This window comes from Confluentibacter lentus, assembly GCF_002806995.1.
Taxonomy (GTDB): Bacteria; Bacteroidota; Bacteroidia; order Flavobacteriales; family Flavobacteriaceae; genus Confluentibacter; species Confluentibacter lentus.
The window spans coordinates 24,803-42,106 of record NZ_NIHE01000005.1 but is presented as its reverse complement, the minus strand read 5'-3'; the positions used below and the strand labels follow the sequence as shown (position 1 = coordinate 42,106).

18 protein-coding genes and 5 tRNA genes are annotated in these 17,304 nt (G+C 33.8%); 1 reads left to right on the top strand and 22 read right to left on the bottom strand.

Annotation, left to right across the window (positions count from 1 at the left end; all coding sequences use genetic code 11):
* Positions 1-62: 62 nt before the first annotated feature.
* The 19 genes from rplJ to CDH50_RS10340 all read right to left on the bottom strand — a co-directional run bounded on the left by rplJ (position 63) and on the right by CDH50_RS10340 (position 11,809).
* A complete protein-coding gene (gene rplJ, locus CDH50_RS10430; RefSeq protein WP_100612218.1) occupies positions 63-584 on the bottom strand; it encodes a 50S ribosomal protein L10 in 522 nt (173 codons plus the stop codon).
* A 19-nt stretch (positions 585-603) separates the two neighbouring features.
* Complete coding sequence (rplA, locus tag CDH50_RS10425; RefSeq protein ID WP_100612217.1) at positions 604-1,293, bottom strand: 50S ribosomal protein L1; 690 nt, start codon at positions 1,291-1,293, stop codon at positions 604-606.
* 20 nt (positions 1,294-1,313) lie between these two features.
* On the bottom strand, positions 1,314-1,751 hold the full coding sequence (gene rplK / locus CDH50_RS10420; protein WP_100612216.1) for a 50S ribosomal protein L11: 438 nt from the start codon (positions 1,749-1,751) through the stop codon (positions 1,314-1,316).
* A 74-nt stretch (positions 1,752-1,825) separates the two neighbouring features.
* Positions 1,826-2,380 (bottom strand): transcription termination/antitermination protein NusG, encoded by a 555-nt coding sequence (gene nusG / locus CDH50_RS10415; RefSeq protein ID WP_100612389.1) that lies wholly within the window; start codon positions 2,378-2,380, stop codon positions 1,826-1,828.
* 10 nt (positions 2,381-2,390) lie between these two features.
* Positions 2,391-2,588, bottom strand: a complete 198-nt coding sequence (secE, locus tag CDH50_RS10410; RefSeq protein WP_100612215.1) for a preprotein translocase subunit SecE — start codon at positions 2,586-2,588, stop codon at positions 2,391-2,393.
* A gap of 127 nt (positions 2,589-2,715) precedes the next feature.
* Positions 2,716-2,788, bottom strand: a tRNA-Trp gene (locus CDH50_RS10405).
* A gap of 64 nt (positions 2,789-2,852) precedes the next feature.
* Positions 2,853-4,040 (bottom strand): elongation factor Tu, encoded by a 1,188-nt coding sequence (gene tuf / locus CDH50_RS10400; protein ID WP_100612214.1) that lies wholly within the window; start codon positions 4,038-4,040, stop codon positions 2,853-2,855.
* 67 nt (positions 4,041-4,107) lie between these two features.
* Positions 4,108-4,179: transfer RNA gene (locus CDH50_RS10395), tRNA-Thr, on the bottom strand.
* A gap of 70 nt (positions 4,180-4,249) precedes the next feature.
* Positions 4,250-4,322 (bottom strand) — tRNA-Gly (locus CDH50_RS10390).
* Between the two features lie 130 nt (positions 4,323-4,452).
* Positions 4,453-4,534 (bottom strand) — tRNA-Tyr (locus CDH50_RS10385).
* Between the two features lie 60 nt (positions 4,535-4,594).
* A tRNA-Thr gene (locus CDH50_RS10380) sits at positions 4,595-4,668 on the bottom strand.
* 101 nt (positions 4,669-4,769) lie between these two features.
* On the bottom strand, positions 4,770-5,072 hold the full coding sequence (hpf, locus tag CDH50_RS10375; protein ID WP_100612388.1) for a ribosome hibernation-promoting factor, HPF/YfiA family: 303 nt from the start codon (positions 5,070-5,072) through the stop codon (positions 4,770-4,772).
* A gap of 28 nt (positions 5,073-5,100) precedes the next feature.
* Positions 5,101-5,991 carry a tyrosine-type recombinase/integrase gene (locus CDH50_RS10370; RefSeq protein ID WP_100612213.1) on the bottom strand — a complete coding sequence of 297 codons (891 nt, stop codon included), beginning with the start codon at positions 5,989-5,991 and terminating at the stop codon, positions 5,101-5,103.
* Positions 5,992-6,111: 120 nt separating this feature from the next.
* Positions 6,112-6,309: a 30S ribosomal protein S21 gene (gene rpsU, locus CDH50_RS10365; protein ID WP_100612212.1), complete on the bottom strand. Its 198-nt coding sequence runs from the start codon at positions 6,307-6,309 to the stop codon at positions 6,112-6,114.
* An 84-nt stretch (positions 6,310-6,393) separates the two neighbouring features.
* A complete protein-coding gene (locus tag CDH50_RS10360; protein WP_100612211.1) occupies positions 6,394-7,560 on the bottom strand; it encodes an acyl-CoA dehydrogenase family protein in 1,167 nt (388 codons plus the stop codon).
* Positions 7,561-7,581: 21 nt separating this feature from the next.
* A complete protein-coding gene (locus CDH50_RS10355; RefSeq protein ID WP_100612210.1) occupies positions 7,582-8,445 on the bottom strand; it encodes a ComEA family DNA-binding protein in 864 nt (287 codons plus the stop codon).
* A gap of 18 nt (positions 8,446-8,463) precedes the next feature.
* A complete protein-coding gene (locus CDH50_RS10350; protein ID WP_100612209.1) occupies positions 8,464-10,140 on the bottom strand; it encodes an alanine/glycine:cation symporter family protein in 1,677 nt (558 codons plus the stop codon).
* Between the two features lie 154 nt (positions 10,141-10,294).
* The gene (locus tag CDH50_RS10345) at positions 10,295-10,522 is read right to left on the bottom strand and encodes a PspC domain-containing protein (protein ID WP_100612208.1); all 228 of its coding nucleotides are present in this window, start codon (positions 10,520-10,522) and stop codon (positions 10,295-10,297) included.
* 12 nt (positions 10,523-10,534) lie between these two features.
* Positions 10,535-11,809, bottom strand: coding sequence for a DUF2851 family protein (locus CDH50_RS10340; RefSeq protein ID WP_100612207.1), 1,275 nt, complete (start codon positions 11,807-11,809; stop codon positions 10,535-10,537).
* A gap of 113 nt (positions 11,810-11,922) precedes the next feature.
* Between CDH50_RS10340 and CDH50_RS10335 the strand changes: the two genes are divergently transcribed.
* Positions 11,923-12,318 (top strand): DUF2721 domain-containing protein, encoded by a 396-nt coding sequence (locus tag CDH50_RS10335; RefSeq protein WP_100612206.1) that lies wholly within the window; start codon positions 11,923-11,925, stop codon positions 12,316-12,318.
* Positions 12,319-12,320: 2 nt separating this feature from the next.
* Here CDH50_RS10335 and CDH50_RS10330 read toward each other — a convergent pair whose 3' ends face one another.
* From CDH50_RS10330 to CDH50_RS10320, 3 genes are all read right to left on the bottom strand, one after another.
* Positions 12,321-15,587, bottom strand: coding sequence for a T9SS type B sorting domain-containing protein (locus CDH50_RS10330; protein ID WP_232731997.1), 3,267 nt, complete (start codon positions 15,585-15,587; stop codon positions 12,321-12,323).
* A gap of 75 nt (positions 15,588-15,662) precedes the next feature.
* Positions 15,663-16,343: an SDR family NAD(P)-dependent oxidoreductase gene (locus CDH50_RS10325; protein ID WP_100612205.1), complete on the bottom strand. Its 681-nt coding sequence runs from the start codon at positions 16,341-16,343 to the stop codon at positions 15,663-15,665.
* The gene (locus CDH50_RS10320) at positions 16,336-17,280 is read right to left on the bottom strand and encodes a M28 family peptidase (protein WP_100612204.1); all 945 of its coding nucleotides are present in this window, start codon (positions 17,278-17,280) and stop codon (positions 16,336-16,338) included. Before CDH50_RS10320 ends, CDH50_RS10325 begins: the two co-directional genes overlap by 8 nt.
* Positions 17,281-17,304: the final 24 nt, after the last annotated feature.

The window sequence follows — 17,304 nt, the reverse complement described above, 5'->3', positions numbered from 1 at the left end:
TTTCTATCGTTTTTAATAAATTTTAATTTAATATAATGTAATTAAGTGCGTACTATGTGATACTATCCTTCTTTTTCGGATAGTGTTTTAAGAATTCCAGCTAGTTTTCCACCACTTGATTTAAGTGCAGAAACAACATTTTTAGCAGGAGATTGTAGTAATCCTATAATCTCACCTATCAACTCTTCTTTAGACTTGATATCTACTAGCATGTCTAGTTGGTTATCTCCAATATAAACACATTCCTCAATAAATGCTCCTTTTAATAAAGGCTTTTCTGATTTCTTGCGGAAGGTTTTAATTAACTTAGCTGGACCATTACCAGTTTCAGAATACATAACGGAGGTATTACCTTTTAAAACTGAAGGTAAATTTCCGAATTCTCTATCTGAAGCCTCCATTGCTTTTGCAAGCAAGGTATTCTTAACTACAGCTAATTTTATGTTCGCTTTAAAACAAGCACGACGTAAATCTGAAGTCGTACCTGCATTTAATCCTGAAATATCTGCTATGTAAATGTTAGCATTGTTAGCTAGGTCTGCAGTTAATTCTTGAATTACTTGTGATTTTTCTTCTCTTGTCATAATAAAAGTTTTTAACTAATTAGCTAACTTTAGGATCAATTGCAACACTAGGACTCATGGTGCTAGATATATGAATACTTTTAACATAAGTACCTTTTGCAGCAGTTGGCTTAAGTTTTAATAATGTTTGAATTAATTCATTTGCATTTCCTGCAATTTTATCAGCTGTAAATGATGCTTTACCAATAGCAGCGTGTACAATACCAGTTTTATCAACTTTAAAATCGATTTTACCAGCTTTTACTTCTGTTACTGCTTTAGCAATATCCATTGTTACTGTTCCTGTCTTTGGGTTTGGCATTAAACCACGTGGGCCTAATACACGTCCTAACGGACCTAATTTACCCATTACGCTAGGCATGGTAATAATAACATCAACATCTGTCCAACCATTCTTGATTTTATCCAAATATTCATCCAACCCAACATAATCTGCTCCTGCTTCTTTAGCTTCTGCTTCTTTATCTGGAGTTACTAATGCTAATACTTTCATGTCTTTACCAGTACCATGTGGAAGCGATACAACACCTCTTACCATTTGGTTCGCTTTTCTTGGATCTACACCCAATTTTACCGCGATATCTACTGATGCGTCAAACTTAGTACTTGTAATTTCTTTTACTAATACTGATGCTTCATCAAGAGAATAAAGTCTCCCTTTTTCTATTTTTGCTAAAGCTTCTTTTTGCTTTCTTGTTAATCTTGCCATTTCTTAATGTCTTTTATAGATTAAAACGGTGCGTTTCCGGTTACGGTTATACCCATAGACCTTGCAGTACCAGCAACCATTTTCATAGCAGACACTAGAGTAAATGCATTTAAATCTACCATCTTATCTTCTGCTATTGTTTTGATTTGGTCCCACGAAACTTTAGCTACTTTTTTTCGGTTTGGTTCTCCTGAACCTTTTTTTAATTTGGCCGCTTCTAATAATTGTACCGCTGCAGGAGGAGTCTTAATTACAAAGTCAAATGATTTGTCTTTGTAAACAGAGATAGCAACTGGTAATACTTTACCAGGCTTATCTTGGGTTCTAGCATTAAATTGCTTACAGAATTCCATGATATTAACTCCAGCAGCTCCTAAAGCGGGTCCAACCGGTGGCGACGGATTCGCTGCACCTCCCCTAACTTGTAGCTTAACTACTTTAAATAATTCTTTTGCCATTTTTAATAATTTAAGTCGATATACTTCTAAAATTGGAAGCCTAGTAGCACATCATTTATATAGTGTAACAATTATTATACTTTTTCAACTTGCATAAAGCTCAATTCCAATGGTGTTTTTCTTCCGAAAATTTTCACCATAACTTCAAGTTTACGCTTCTCTTCATTAATATTTTCAATGGTACCGTCAAATCCATTGAATGGTCCGTCAATAACTTTGACGGTCTCACCTTTGGTAAATGGTATCATAACATTTGCACTTTCATCAACAGACAACTCATCAACCTTACCTAACATTCTGTTAACTTCAGATAGCCTTAACGGCACAGGATCTCCTCCTTTAGTTTCACCTAAAAAACCTATGACATTAGTAACAGACCTAATAATATGAGGAATTTCACCTGTTAAGTTTGCTTGAATCATTATATATCCTGGAAAATAAACTTTTTCTTTATTTATTTTTTTCCCATTTCTAATCTGAATCACTTTTTCAGTTGGAACTAAAACATGATCAACATAATCTTGAAGACCTAATCGAGCAATTTCATTCTCTATATAAGTCTTAATTTTGTTTTCTTGACCACTTACAGCCCTAACAACATACCATTTTTTTTCACCTACTTCAGACATAAAATTTGTTTTATCCATTAATCCATTGGAAATAAAGTGTTATGACTTTGCTGAACACCGTATCGACACCCCAAATAGCAAGTGAAAATATAATTGAAAATACAGCAACTAAAACCGTTAAACTTTGTGCTTCTGCCCATGTTGGCCAGGTTACATTGTTTTTTAGTTCTCCAAACGATTCTTTTATATAATTTACAAATCCAGCCATTCTATAAATATTTATTTTTTAATGGATTAAAAATTCCTTTTTAATATTCTAAAATCAAATTAGAAATTTTCAAACACTTTTAAATCTAATCAATAAAGTTACTTTTAATAGCAATCTTTAACTTTAGCACGGGTTGGGAGACTCGAACTCACGACACCTGGTTTTGGAGACCAGTGCTCTACCAACTGAGCTAAACCCGTAAACATAAGTCAAGGTATTCCGAAAAAACGGAATACCTTAGCTTACAGTATTTACTTAACTATCTTAGTCTAAAATTTCAGTAACCTGACCAGCACCTACTGTTCTACCACCTTCACGGATTGCAAAACGTAAACCTACGTTCATTGCAATTTTTTGGATAAGCTCAACAGTTATAGTAAGGTTGTCTCCTGGCATAACCATCTCAACACCTGAAGGTAAAGAAATGTTTCCTGTCACGTCAGTTGTACGTACGTAGAACTGTGGACGGTAGTTGTTATGGAATGGAGTATGACGTCCACCTTCTTCTTTTTTAAGGATGTAAACCTCAGCTTTAAATTTAGCGTGTGGAGTTACAGAACCTGGTTTTACAATAACCATACCTCTAGAGATTTGAGATTTCTCAATACCTCTTAATAAGATACCTGCGTTATCTCCAGCTTCACCTCTATCTAATATTTGACGGAACATCTCGATACCAGTGATAGTAGAAGTCAATTTCTCAGCTCCCATACCAATGATCTCAACTGGATCTCCAGTTTTAGCGATACCTGTTTCTATACGACCTGTAGCAACAGTACCACGACCAGTGATAGAGAATACGTCTTCGATAGGCATCAAGAATGGTTTGTCAATTTCTCTTAATGGCTCTTCAATCCAAGTATCACAAGCTTCCATTAATTGCATCACTGTTTCAACCCATTTTGGCTCACCATTAAGTGCACCTAAAGCAGAACCAGCAATTACAGGCCCATTATCTCCATCATATTCATAGAAAGATAATAAATCCCTGATTTCCATTTCAACTAACTCTAATAACTCTTCATCATCAACCATATCCACTTTATTCATGAATACAACCATACGAGGAATTCCTACTTGACGACCTAATAAGATGTGCTCACGAGTTTGTGGCATAGGACCATCTGTAGCAGCAACTACTAAAATAGCACCATCCATTTGTGCAGCACCAGTAACCATGTTCTTTACGTAATCCGCGTGACCTGGACAGTCAACGTGAGCGTAGTGACGGTTAGCTGTTGCATATTCTACGTGAGATGTATTAATTGTAATACCTCTTTCTTTTTCTTCTGGTGCGTTATCAATCTGATCGAATGATTTTGCTTCTGATAAACCTGCATCAGCTAATACTTTAGTAATAGCAGCAGTTAAAGTTGTTTTACCGTGATCTACGTGTCCAATTGTACCAATGTTTAAGTGTGGTTTTGAACGATCGAAAGTTGCCTTTGCCATGTTTTTAAATAATTTAAATCTTAGTTATATAATAATATTAGTGTATTCTAATTCTTTGCAAATATAGAGCCAATGACGAGAATTGAACTCGTGACCTCTTCCTTACCAAGGAAACGCTCTACCCCTGAGCTACACCGGCGTTTCATTTACGATTTGCCGATTTTACATTTACAATTTGAAATTGTACTTCGTAACTCGTAAATTTTTAGAGCGGGAGACCGGGTTCGAACCGGCGACATTCAGCTTGGAAGGCTGACGCTCTACCAACTGAGCTACTCCCGCAATTTTTATGAAATCTCCATAAAAGAAATTCCTATCCACTTTCTTAAAGAACGTATAAAACCTTAGTTATTCTAATTTTTTAGATTAGAAAACCAAAATTTCAGATTCCTGCTTTAGCAGAAATTCATTGTGGGGAGAGCAGGATTCGAACCTGCGAAGACGTAGTCAGCAGATTTACAGTCTGCCCTCGTTGGCCGCTTGAGTATCTCCCCAAATTTTCAAAATTTCAATTTCCAAAATCCAAATCCCAAAGGGAAATGTCTTTTTAAAAGAGCCGATGGAGGGGCTCGAACCCACGACCTGCTGATTACAAATCAGCTGCTCTAGCCAACTGAGCTACATCGGCCTTTTTCTTACTTTTTTAGCACAAAAAAAGCCCGCTATTTCTAACGGACTGCAAATGTATAGATTTATTTATTTAATCAAAACATTTTTTGATAAATTTTGTCACAATTTTGCTCTTAACTTTTCTTTTCTCTTTTTAAGTTGTCGTTCAAGTGACGCTGCCGCCATATCGGCTCCTTCTTCAAACGATTTACATTGTTTTTTTACTACAAAGCTATCTCCCGGCACACTTACCCTAGCTTCAAAAATTTTATTTTCTTTATCACTCGTGTTTTCTACCTTTAAATATACGTCGGATTGTATGACTTTATCATAAAACAAATCTAATTTATCCATCCGCTTTTGGATAAAATTAATCAACTTTTTGTCTGCGTTGAAATTAACGGACTGCGTGTTTACTTTCATACTTACATGTTTTGGGTTAGACAATATTTTACTTTTTACTTCTAGGATGTGCATTTACGTGCACTTTTTTCAACTCTGCAATACTATTATGCGTATAAACTTGAGTTGCCGCTAAACTGGAATGTCCTAAAAGCTCTTTAACAGCATTTAAATCTGCACCTTGGTTAAGCAAATGTGTTGCGAAAGAATGCCGTAAAATATGCGGACTCTTTTTCACTTTTGAAGATGCCTTACTAAAATAATCATTTATTATTCTGTAAACAAGTGTTTCATATACTTTAACGCCATTTTTTGTTAAAAATAGTTTATCGGTATCGACAACGGTTTTTAATTCACTTCTGGATTTTAAATAATGATGTAATGATTGTACTACTGAATGTAATAACGGCACTAACCGTTCTTTATTTCTTTTTCCTAAAACTTTTAAGGTGTTGTTTTGAAAATCGATGCTAGCAAGCTTCAACTCCACCAACTCAATACGTCTTATTCCTGTTGAATAAAACAGCTCAATGATTAATTTATCACGAATACCTTCAAAACTATCTTCATAAAATAAATCGTCTATGGCCGTATTGATTTCCGATTCCGAAAAAGGGATTTGAATTTTTTTACTGGTTTTTAAGGCTTTATGTTTTGTTAATGGATTTAATTTAATATCGCCTACTTTTTGAAGAAACTTAAAATAAGTATTTAAAGCCGATACTTTTCTGTTGATGCTTCTATTGGATACTTTTTTCTCAACCAAGGATACAATCCAACTCCGTATTTGGGAATAGTTTACGTTTTGGATGGCGACTTCATCAAATTCACTTTTTACAAAGTCAACAAAACTTTCCAAATCGGTTTGGTAGGCTTTCACCGTTAGGGTAGAATACTTTTTCTCAAGCAATAAATAATCCGTGAATTTTTTTAAAGACATTTATCAAAGTTAGAAGTACAACCTTAAAAGTACAAAGTTTAACAGGGATATGTTCAATTTTAGGACAAAAAAAAATCCCGCGAGTTGCGGGAATTAAATTATATACGATTTAGAAGCTCATTAAATATTATCTTCTGCATCTCTTAAACCTTGAATGTATTGCGCTTTTTGTATTTGTGCCCTACGCTCTACTGAAGGCTTTGTAAACTGCTTTCTGTTTTGTAACTGACGTTTTACGCCTGTTTTATCAAACTTACGTTTAAAACGCTTTAACGCTCTATCGATGTTTTCTCCTTCTTTAATTGGTATTATTAACATAGTGTCTTAACCTCCTCTCTTTTAGAATTTCAGAGTGCAAATATATAATTAATTCTGAATTCTGAATTCAAAATTCTGAATTTTTTATACTACTGGTTTATAATCCTTTTTATCTATAATAATTTTAGCTAATATTTCCCTAAGAATTTCTGAAGTGCCTCCACCAATAGGTCCTAACCTACTGTCTCTAAATAGTCTTGCCAACGGATAATCTTCCATATAGCCGTAACCACCTAAAAATTGAAGGCATTGGTAAATAACCTCATCGGCCATTTTAGTGGACTTTAATTTAGACATTGTGGCTTGTTTCACAACGTATTCGCCTTTATTCAATCTGTAAGCCACCGAATAATTGAATTCTTTACAGATTTCCATATCGGTATATATATCTACCAACGTATGTCTTAAAGCCTGAAATTTATCGATTGACTTTCCGAAAGCTTCGCGTTGTGACATATAATTTAAGGTATATTCTAAAGCGTATTCCGCACGGGCATGGGCATTGATACCCATAACCAATCTTTCTAAAGCAAAATGTTGTAGTATATAACCAAAACCGTCGTTTTCTTCACCCAATAAATTGCTCGCAGAAATCTTGACGTTATTAAAGGCAATCTCTCCGGTATCGGACGCTCGCCAACCAAGTTTATTCAATTTGGTTGAAGTTATACCTGGTGTTTCCCTATCAATAACAAAAATACTGATGCCTTTATTGCCTGCTTCTGGTTTTGTTTTTGCCGTAACAATTAAATAATCGCTATAAACACCGTTAGTAATAAAGGTTTTAGACCCATTAATGATATAAAAGTCGCCTTCTTTAACGGCGGTTGTTCTTAAACCCGCTACATCACTTCCTCCAAAAGGTTCGGTAATGCAAAGGCAACCAACTTTATCACCTGTAATACTTGGGGCTAAATAGGTTTGTTTAATAGCTTCACTGCCTTCGGCATTTAAATGCGTCATGGCTAAATACACATGCGCCCAAATAGCAGCTGCAAAACCTCCAGAGTTTACTTTTTGAAGTTCTTCTAGAAGAATAACGGTGTAGAAAAGATCTAGATTTAATCCGCCATAAGCTTCTGGGTAATTGATTCCCAAAAAGCCCATGTCGCCAAATTTTTTCCAGATATCCTTATCAATGACACCTGTTTGTTCCCATTTATCTACATTTTGAACGACTTCTTTTTTTAAAAAATCTTGAAGACTTTTTCTAAAAAGATGATGTTCTTCAGTGAAGTACATATTATTCATTTTTGTTTTTCTTTTTCTTTTTCAATGAAGCGACAAATATAATTTAATTATATCTAATTTATCGATTGGAAAATCCTTAACTTTTGTTAATTCCTCAATTGCCTTAAATCCGTCCCTTAATTGTCTTTGTTCTATGATGTTATGAACCAAATCATAATCTAGATATGGGATGGTGACAAGCTCCTCTGAAGTTGCTTGATTTAAATTAATTTTAACAATCGGTCTAGGTGTTTTTACCGTGAATTCTTTTGTGATGTTTTCAATAACCTCTGGTGTTAAACCATACACTTCTTGAAGTTGAATATCGGCAATAAAACCACCTTTAAATTTATTCCTGTATTTAATGATGCGTTGGGATAAAGCGTCGCCCACACCATACACTTTTTGAAGTTGTTGCGCAGTAGCTGTATTTAAATCTTGCTTTTGAGCCAAGGTTTTTGGACTATTATTATACGTTGAAATGGGTTTGGAAACTGGATTCTCTACCCAATCTGGAAATTTAAAATAGGGTGATATGGTATTTAAAAGTGAATCTGAAATTTTGGTAACTTCCTGAAATTGTTTTGCCGAATTAATCCATTGATTTTGCTTTTTAAAAGCCAACAACCTGTCAATTTCTTCATTAGTCATTCCTAAAGAAGCGCCTTTATAATCTGTTATATAATTGGGATTAAACGGATAGGTGGTTGGTTTTCTAGCTTCCAATTCTGCCATGCGTAATGAATCTATTTCTTTATTGTAGGATTCTAATAATGCTTGGTTGACATTAATTTTTTCGGGTGAAACATCAATAAAAAAATAAATACATTGAAAAACAATGATAAGGACTATCAATAAAAAAATCCCATTGCGCTGACTTTTAGAAAACGTAAAATGGGATTTCATATAAACTCTTTTAAAAAATTACATGTGTTTTGTAATATCCTCTGCGCCGTCTTGAATGGCTTCTTTTTTAATCATGATGGCATCCAAATACCGTTTCATTTCTTGTTTCACTTTAGGAAATAAGAAAAATAATCCTATCATATTTGGGAATACCAATGCCAAAATCATGGCATCAGAGAATTTGATAACGGCATCTAAAGTTGCTGCCGCTCCAATAACTACAAAGAATAAGAATAATATTTTATAAACCAAGTCCGCTTTTTTTCCTCTTCCAAATAAATATTTCCATGATTGTAAGCCATAATATGACCAAGAAATCATGGTTGATAAAGCAAACAAGACAATAGCAATGGTTAATACATAGGAAAAGTGAGGAATGACCGAATCAAATGCCAAAGAGGTTAAATCGACTCCGCTAATGGGCAGTCCGGTTGATTTTAAAATCACGCTACTTCCATGTTGTGCCGTATAATCGAATACTGCTTGCGGGTCTGTACCATTAATATTAAAGAAAATAATAACCAAAGCAGTCATGGTACAAATAACAACGGTATCAATAAATGGTTCTAAAAGAGCTACAACACCTTCGGAAGCTGGATATTGTGTACGTACCGCAGAGTGTGCAATAGCAGCTGAACCTGCTCCCGCTTCGTTAGAAAAAGCGGCTCTTTGAAATCCGACAATGATTATGCCAACCACTCCACCAAGACCAGCCATAGGTGAAAATGCTCCATTAATAATTAATGAAAATGCCAATCCTATATCACTAAAATTAGCAAATATGATAACCAAAGAAGCTAAAATGTAAAGTCCTGCCATAAAAGGCACAATTTTCTCAGTGATTTTAGCAATACGTTTTATACCACCTATAATTACTATACCAACAAAAATGGCTAGAGCAATGCCTATAATAACACCAGTGGCCCCTCCTTGTAAATTTAATAAAGTACTTATTTGAACAGCAGCCTGATTGGATTGAAATGCATTACCACCACCAAAAGATGCCCCTACGCAAAGCACAGCAAATAGAATCCCTAATACTTTACCAAGTTTACCAAAACCAATTTCTTTCATCCCTTTAGATAAATAGTACATGGGGCCACCGTACACAGTACCATCTTTCCCTATATCCCTATATTTTACGCCTAAGGTACATTCCACAAATTTGGTTGACATCCCTAATAAACCACAAACAATCATCCAAAACGTGGCTCCTGGCCCACCTAGGCCTATTGCTACTGCAACCCCAGCAATATTCCCAAGGCCAACAGTTCCAGAAACAGCTGTTGCCAATGCCTGAAAATGGGATACTTCTCCATGAGCGCTTTCGTCTCTTATAGTATGCGGAATATCTTCAACCGCCAAGGCTTCATCATTGTTATAAAGCTTATCAACGCCATGCTTTTCAATATCAACATACTTACCCCTTACGGTACTGATAGCTGTCCAGAATTTAGTAATACTAGGAAACTTAAAATAGATGGTGAAAAAAGACGCTCCTAAAACCAAAAGAAGCACCACAAATGGAATTTGATACTCCCCAATAGGAACTTTAGTCAAGATAAAACCTTCCCACCAAGTAGCAAAAGGCATGAAAGCATCATTTACTTTTTCATCAAGTCCTTTTTCTGTAACGTCTTGTGCAATTGCTAAAAATGGTAATAAAGTGAAAATTGAAGGAAGATATTTCTTCATAAGAATTCTATGTTGGTTAGATTTATTGAAAAATAATTACTAGAAGTAAGCAAGATGCTAAAAAAAAATGGCTTTTTAAAACTTCTGCTGATAAAAATACAAAACCATTAATGCATTTTTACTTCTGAAGCTTTAATTTTTATAATTTAAAAAACTATAAATCAAAAACCGAAGATCGTTTAGTGTAAAGCAAATCTTTAATACGCATCCAAAAAGCCAAAAACAAGTACAATGCAAAACCAAAACCTACAGTTACAAACGTTAAATACATAAACGACGTTCTAACAACTTTGGCGCGAATACCCAATCTATCGGCAATACGTTGGCAAACATAATACCCATGTTTTTGAAAATATAATAAGACTTTATAAAATATATTCATGCTGCAATTTAATCAATTACTATGTAAAAGAGAATTTCCTATGGCACATTGTAAACACTTATTTTTATTACAATAATCGTTTTTAAGCTGAAGCAATCCTTGGGATTGTAATGCAGACCTTGATACTAATTTTAATGAATTGAATTTTTCTATAATGTTGTTCTTTTCTGAAGCAATAGACTCGATCAAACTTATTATGGAATCTTCAGTATGAATGCCTTGAAATTTCGCATAGCTAAATTTTAAAGGTATAATTGTATTTATTAATAACAAATCGACAAATCCCTTGGTTAGCACTTTCCTTGATTTTTTTGAAGATTTCCCAAAGGTATAATGCGATTCCCAAAAAGATGATGTTGGTACAGAAAACAAATCATAGAAATCATCTAAAGTATTTATTTCTATAATTTTTGAAAATAAGTTTTTATTTTGATGGTATAATGTTGCTAATTGCGATAGTCTAATGGTCGGGAAATTGGGTGGACGCAACCTAAAAAACTGGATGGGCATGACATTCTTATTATACAGTAAAAATTTTTGTTTTAAAAATTCATATTCTTTTGCCAACTCTAAATAATAAGGTTCTTCTATTTCTTGCTCCAATAATGCTGCTTGTCCAAATAGTAAGGCTTCTAAAGTGGTATTATTAGTTAGCGTCTTTCTAATAATTGAGAAATCTACGCTATTTGCCAAACTTAAAAACGCATCGCCATTTACCTTTAGCCCAAAATTTTTGAGAAGCATTTTAAACAAAACAGCTTCCCAATCGTTTTTTGAAGCTAGTAACAAAGCATTAATGTGTTCTGATTTTCGTTCTAAACGTTCCAAATACAAACGTTCTAGCCAATTGAAAATATCAAAATCGTTGATGCTTGAAAAATCATATTCGCAATTAATCCATTTACCAGATTTGGAGAATAATTTTTCATAATTATTCAAGGCTGATTTAGATAAGTAGTTTTTTAATTCTAAAGTTGGAATCTTTGTATTATTTCTTCGGAATATATCGGTATCATGCTCCCAGACCACATGCAAAATCACATTATCATACGCTTTATCCAATTCGTGATTGTGCAAAAACCAATCGGATGATTTTATATGAACCTCTACATTACCAGCCCAAAGCTGATTATCAATTTCTAATTGGGCATTAAAAAAATCAGGCCCAGCGTTAAAATTATGTTGCCCAACAGAATGTAGATTAATAATTTCGTTATCTGTGGTTTTAATATTGGAAACATCTATTTTTTTATGTTTCCAGAGATAATGTAAAAAATCTTCTTGCATGCTTCTAAAGTAGGAAAAGTTTTAAAATGGCAATAATTTTGATTTAAAATTTTTTATCTAATAAATCTCTTAGTTTAAAAAGTTCTTTAACTTTATAGGAAACTTAAACGTACATGGAAGAACTCACGCTTACCACTCCTGCTGTTTTATTTTCAGCCATTACATTAATCATGCTCGCCTACACCAACCGATTTTTGGCTTATGCTGCCGTAGTAAGAAGTTTGCATGACAAATACCTTGAGAAAAAAGACAAACAACTTATAAAGCAGATAGAGAATATAAAGAAACGATTGTACCTAACACGCGCTATGCAAATTTATGGTATTAGCAGTTTGTTGTTATGTGTATTAACTATGTTTCTTATTTATGTACAACAACAAACCATTGCGGTTTGGGTATTTGGTGCCGCCTTAGTATTATTGATTGTATCTTTGGCATTGCTTATTAAAGAAATACAGATATCCGTAAAGGCTTTGGAACATCATATCAGTGATATTGAGAATAATTGAAATTAACGTTTCAAAGCAAAATGTCCGGTAAACGTATTGTTATCATTTAGCTTAACCGTAAACCAGTAATCGGTAGCAGTCAACTTTTGGCCTCTAAAAGTACCATCCCATCCCTCATCTTTTGCGGAAATTTGCTTTAAAAGTTTGCCATACCGGTCATGTATAAATATTTCAGCATTTGGATAATCTGTTATTCCTTTTATTTGCCAAGTATCATTTACGCCATCTCCGTTTGGAGTGAAATATTTAGGATAATCTATAATAACAACCTCTTCAAAATCTTCACCACATCCTAATTTATCTTTAACAGAAACTATGTAAATTCCCCCTGAAACATTGTTGAATAAATTACTGTTTTGATAATTAATGCCATCAATCGAATATTCAAAATCACCATCTCCCGAAGCATTTATTTTTATATAATTATCATCAGATAGCTCTTTGAATTCCACGTTAACGATACTTGGAAGCTCAGAACGAATCAACTTAAAGTCAAAACTATTTTCACAATAAATGTCATTATTGTTTTGTCCAACCGTAAGGGTGTAATTTCCGGCATTAATCAAATCAGCTTGGTAGGAACTTGAAATAATTGTGCCATCTTGATATTTCCAATTATAAGTATCAAAATTACTTTCAACACTTACGCTTAATGATGGCTCTAAATTGCATAAAAAATAAGAATCCTCCATAGAAACTAATGGTAATGGGTTTACAATCAAATTAAAACTGGTCTCAGAAAAGCATAAACTATTAAGCTCATTTTCTACCCTAACATAAATGATTTGTGACCAAGGTTGGGTATTTTGAAACGTTGAAGGCAAAGGACTTGGCAATTGATTGTTTCCTGCATCAAAATAGGTGATTTTTAATCCGTTTTGATTTCCTATGATTTCGTTTTCAATATGTGTTGTATTAAAATTTGCAAAACCATTTCCTAAATCACAGGCATAAAGTGTTTGAGGTTGGTTTATTTGTGGTTGAGACGCCGTTCTTAAAGTTACCGAAGTTTCGGAAAAGCAAGTCGTTATTGGATTTATAACTCGTACTGTAATTAATTCCTCATTAGAAACTGTATTGGTATAAGGATTTGGCAGTGGACTTGGTAATGGATTTCCGTTGACATCAAAATAAGAGACTTGCAAACCTGTTTGATTGCCTAAAACTTGAGATTCAATATTTGAAGTATCAAAATATTCTGAAATACCATCGTTGTTGTCGTCGCAGCCAATTATTTCGTTAAATGTATTTGCTATTGGTAGTGGAATTACTATTAAATTAAAAGTAATCTCATTAGAACAATTAGTATTAATATTAGTTACTTTTCCTGTTACAGTCTCTTGATTGACAACTCTATTTACAGTATTTAGTGAATTGATTAATTCACCATCTTGATGATAAAATTCAACAACCAAGTCTGAGTTTCCATTTTTAATTTCAGATTCGGTTTGGGTTAAATCAAAAACTGTAAAACCATCAGAATCATTATCACAAACATATAAATCATCTACATTATCAATATTAAGGTTATTTGAATTAACTATTAAATCGAAAGTAGTTTCAGAATAACAACACGAGTTATCATCATAAGCAACTCTAACCGTTATGGTTTCCCTATTCTTAATTGTGTTTGTAAATGGATTCGGCAATGTATAGTATTGATTGCCTGATCCATCAATATAAGTAACTTGTTTGTTTACTTGCCCACCTAGAACTTGCTGTTCTATAGCAGACACATCAAAAGATGTTGAAATATCAGAGTTAAAAATGTCTTCACAAGCATAAATATTATTAATTCCGTAGGCAGTTGGAGGCTCTTTAACATCAATAGTTTGGGTTAAATTCTCAACACTCCCATCATTACCTGTAACCCTAGCTGTAACAGTATAGGTACCATTTCCTGAAAAATCATGAAAAGGGGATATATCTGTCGAGATATTATCTGCTCCAGAGGCCGGATCTCCAAAATTCCAAACTATAGAAGCGACATTTTCTTTTTTCTCTACCCTAAACTCCTTTAAAAACTCTGAACAAATACTTGTCGTATATATTTCAAATTTACTTTCCGCTACTATATTCTTATTACCTGTTAAATTAATATAAAATTTGCTGTTCGGACGCCCTAGTTCTTCTGTGGTAATATATTTCATATTACAATAATCATCATAGTAATCTTTCGTTCCACAACCTTTATACCATGAAAAGTCTGTATCCACTTCTGTACCAGCAATAAACATGACGCCACTAGCCCATACTATATCATGAACAACCTCAACTAAAATTTTATCAACTGCTGGTTTTATAACAATAGGATCGTCAAACGTGATATTTATTATTTGCGGATCATATTCGCTAATATAAGGCACCCTAACATATTTGCTAGTTCCTATTAAATTAGATTCTGAAAATGAATCAGGAAAATTGTCATCAATTTTGTAAATATTAAATTTGATATTTGTTCCACCATCAGAACCACTTATACCAACCTGACCGGAATTAATAACTAATTCTTCATTGGCTAATACTCTAAATTGATCCAAATCAAAAACTCTTGCCCAATAAAACATGGCACTTGAGCAGCCAAACATGTTGGTTCTTAACAAATTGTCACCTACGTTATGAGACAATCTTAATAAATCTCCTGAGTTAGTAATATCAATGGCTTCACCAGTTACATTAATATAAAAATTTGCATTAGGTACTGGGTTATTAAGTTCTGACACTCTTGTTAAACCATAATTTTCATCACATCCGCTATACCAAGATTCACCAGTATCTTCAGCTGTTCCAGCAACAACAACCCTAGCCGATTCGGGATTATAAAAATCGACACTTTTGTGTACCGTGACTAATATTTTTTCTGTACCTGCTGGAACAATAATGGGCTCTTCAAAATACACATTCATAATTTCTGGAGGGCCATTAATTAACGGTGCTTGCCCATAACCACGAGTTCCCAAAGCAGATCTGGGATACAGCGAATGAAAAAAAATAGGGAAATTTTCATCAATACTGTAAACACTAAATTGTAAGTGGGCGCCAGTATTAGACTCGCTTAAAGCAACTTGTAAAGAGTTAATAAAAAATTGTTCATTTGGTTTTATTCCAAAATCCGATAACTTAAAAATTTTAGACCAACCTTCATCCCTATCCTCACAAGAAAACATCCCCGTATCGATAGGTATATTACCAACATTATGCGTTAATGTTATTTGAGCAAATCCTATTCCTAGGTTTAGCAAAAAAATCAAAGAAAGAATATTCCTCATTGGAACAAATATATAAAACAGGAATTAATTGATTTCAATTTTCTGTTTTAATGTAAAAAATAACGTCGAACAATTTTAAGGCGTAGAATTAGAAACTTGTAACAATTTCCCATTATAATATTTTTGTCCGTTTAGAGCAAAATCAAAAATATAGTTTGCCATTTCTAAAGCTGAAGTTGATGCTATGTAACCAGGAAAGGCTTCTTGCAACATTTCGGTTTGTACGGCTCCCAACGCTAACACATTAAATGAGATACCGGAATCTTTGTATTCTTCAGCCAATAATTCGGTCAAGTTAATAACGGCTGCTTTACTGGAACTGTAGGCCGCCAATCCCGAAAACTTTATGCTACCTTGTACACCACCCATAGAACTGATAGTAACCACATGACTACCTTGTTTCATATAAGGCAACACTATTTTAGTTAATTCAACCACACCAAACACATTGGTTTTATAAACGGTTTCAAAATCTTCCACAGTAAGTTGGGAAAATGGTTTATTAACAAGCATACCAGCATTATTAATCAACACATCTACTTGCTGCCAATTCGTATTTATAAAATCCGATACCTTTTTGTAAGCATTGGCATCACTTAAATCGAACGAAAAAGACGTGACATTATGTAATTTAAGCAGTGCTATTGACTTTTCGTTACGTGAAAGTGCCAATACGTGATGCCCAGCCTTGGCAAACAATTTAACCAACTCAAAACCAATACCTCTACTTGTACCCGTTATAATTATATTACTCATTATATAGTTTAATTTCTTTAGTTGGTGTATTGCAAATGGCTTCAATAGCTGGGATGATTTTCCTTATTAATTTAGCCATGTGTTTGTAATCCAATTTATCGGTTTCATCATCTACATGGTGATAATAATCATAGTTAGACAAATCGCTACATGATATGGTGTGGCAAGGCACTTTAAAAGTCTCATAAAAAGGATGATTATCTGAACGTTTAAATAAATCTCTTTCTTCTGAAATCTCAGATAAACCAGTAAGATTGAAATCGCTGTACTCATTTATTTTTTCAGATATATTTGATAGTCCATATCCAGTCACAAATGCCATATAATCCCTATCTGGAAAAGGAACTCCAATCATTTCAAAATTCAACATGGTGTATAGGTCTATATTATCCTCTTTAAGTGTTTTTGCTAAATGGGCCGAACCTAACATGCCTTTTTCTTCGGCAGAAAATAAGGCGACTATAATGCTTCGCTTATTACTTTTTGTTGCTGCAAAATGTTGTGCTATTAGTAAAACCCCACTCACTCCCGATGCATTATCGTTAGCCCCGTTGGCAAGTTCATCGTTACCAACTTTATCTGCTAGTCCAATATGATCATAATGCGCCCCTATAATAACAACCTCGTTTTTAAGTTTGGGGTCATTACCTTCTATATAGCCAACAATATTGTAAGCATCTAAAACACTCCACTTAAAATTGTTTCTATACGTTTCAAAATAAGGTTTGATATTATTTTTTTCAAAAACAGCCTCAATGTATATGGCTGCTTTTTCAATTCCTACAGACCCTATTTCACGCCCTTCCAATTCATTGGATGAAAGATAGGCCGTAATCATTTCTAAGGCTTTGGGCGACACACTATCCTTATTAAGTACTTTGAAGCTTACAAATCCAATTAAAATGGCAAAAGGGATGATTATAAAGATTTTTTTCATAGTAAATATTTCATGCTTAAAGAT

Excerpts from the sequence above, each read along its gene's own strand:
- nusG (WP_100612389.1), bottom strand. The coding sequence starts at position 2,380 with ATGTCTGAAGTAGGTGAAAAAAAATGGTATGTTGTTAGGGCTGTAAGT.
- CDH50_RS10335 (WP_100612206.1), top strand. The coding sequence starts at position 11,923 with ATGGAAGAACTCACGCTTACCACTCCTGCTGTTTTATTTTCAGCCATT.
- secE (WP_100612215.1), bottom strand. The coding sequence starts at position 2,588 with ATGGCTGGATTTGTAAATTATATAAAAGAATCGTTTGGAGAACTAAAA.
- CDH50_RS10340 (WP_100612207.1), bottom strand. The coding sequence starts at position 11,809 with ATGCAAGAAGATTTTTTACATTATCTCTGGAAACATAAAAAAATAGAT.
- CDH50_RS10330 (WP_232731997.1), bottom strand. The coding sequence starts at position 15,587 with ATGAGGAATATTCTTTCTTTGATTTTTTTGCTAAACCTAGGAATAGGA.
- CDH50_RS10320 (WP_100612204.1), bottom strand. The coding sequence starts at position 17,280 with ATGAAAAAAATCTTTATAATCATCCCTTTTGCCATTTTAATTGGATTT.
- CDH50_RS10325 (WP_100612205.1), bottom strand. The coding sequence starts at position 16,343 with ATGAGTAATATAATTATAACGGGTACAAGTAGAGGTATTGGTTTTGAG.
- CDH50_RS10350 (WP_100612209.1), bottom strand. The coding sequence starts at position 10,140 with ATGAAGAAATATCTTCCTTCAATTTTCACTTTATTACCATTTTTAGCA.
- rplJ (WP_100612218.1), bottom strand. The coding sequence starts at position 584 with ATGACAAGAGAAGAAAAATCACAAGTAATTCAAGAATTAACTGCAGAC.
- rpsU (WP_100612212.1), bottom strand. The coding sequence starts at position 6,309 with ATGTTAATAATACCAATTAAAGAAGGAGAAAACATCGATAGAGCGTTA.
- hpf (WP_100612388.1), bottom strand. The coding sequence starts at position 5,072 with ATGAAAGTAAACACGCAGTCCGTTAATTTCAACGCAGACAAAAAGTTG.
- CDH50_RS10345 (WP_100612208.1), bottom strand. The coding sequence starts at position 10,522 with ATGAATATATTTTATAAAGTCTTATTATATTTTCAAAAACATGGGTAT.
- CDH50_RS10370 (WP_100612213.1), bottom strand. The coding sequence starts at position 5,991 with ATGTCTTTAAAAAAATTCACGGATTATTTATTGCTTGAGAAAAAGTAT.
- rplA (WP_100612217.1), bottom strand. The coding sequence starts at position 1,293 with ATGGCAAGATTAACAAGAAAGCAAAAAGAAGCTTTAGCAAAAATAGAA.
- CDH50_RS10360 (WP_100612211.1), bottom strand. The coding sequence starts at position 7,560 with ATGAATAATATGTACTTCACTGAAGAACATCATCTTTTTAGAAAAAGT.
- CDH50_RS10355 (WP_100612210.1), bottom strand. The coding sequence starts at position 8,445 with ATGAAATCCCATTTTACGTTTTCTAAAAGTCAGCGCAATGGGATTTTT.
- tuf (WP_100612214.1), bottom strand. The coding sequence starts at position 4,040 with ATGGCAAAGGCAACTTTCGATCGTTCAAAACCACACTTAAACATTGGT.
- rplK (WP_100612216.1), bottom strand. The coding sequence starts at position 1,751 with ATGGCAAAAGAATTATTTAAAGTAGTTAAGCTACAAGTTAGGGGAGGT.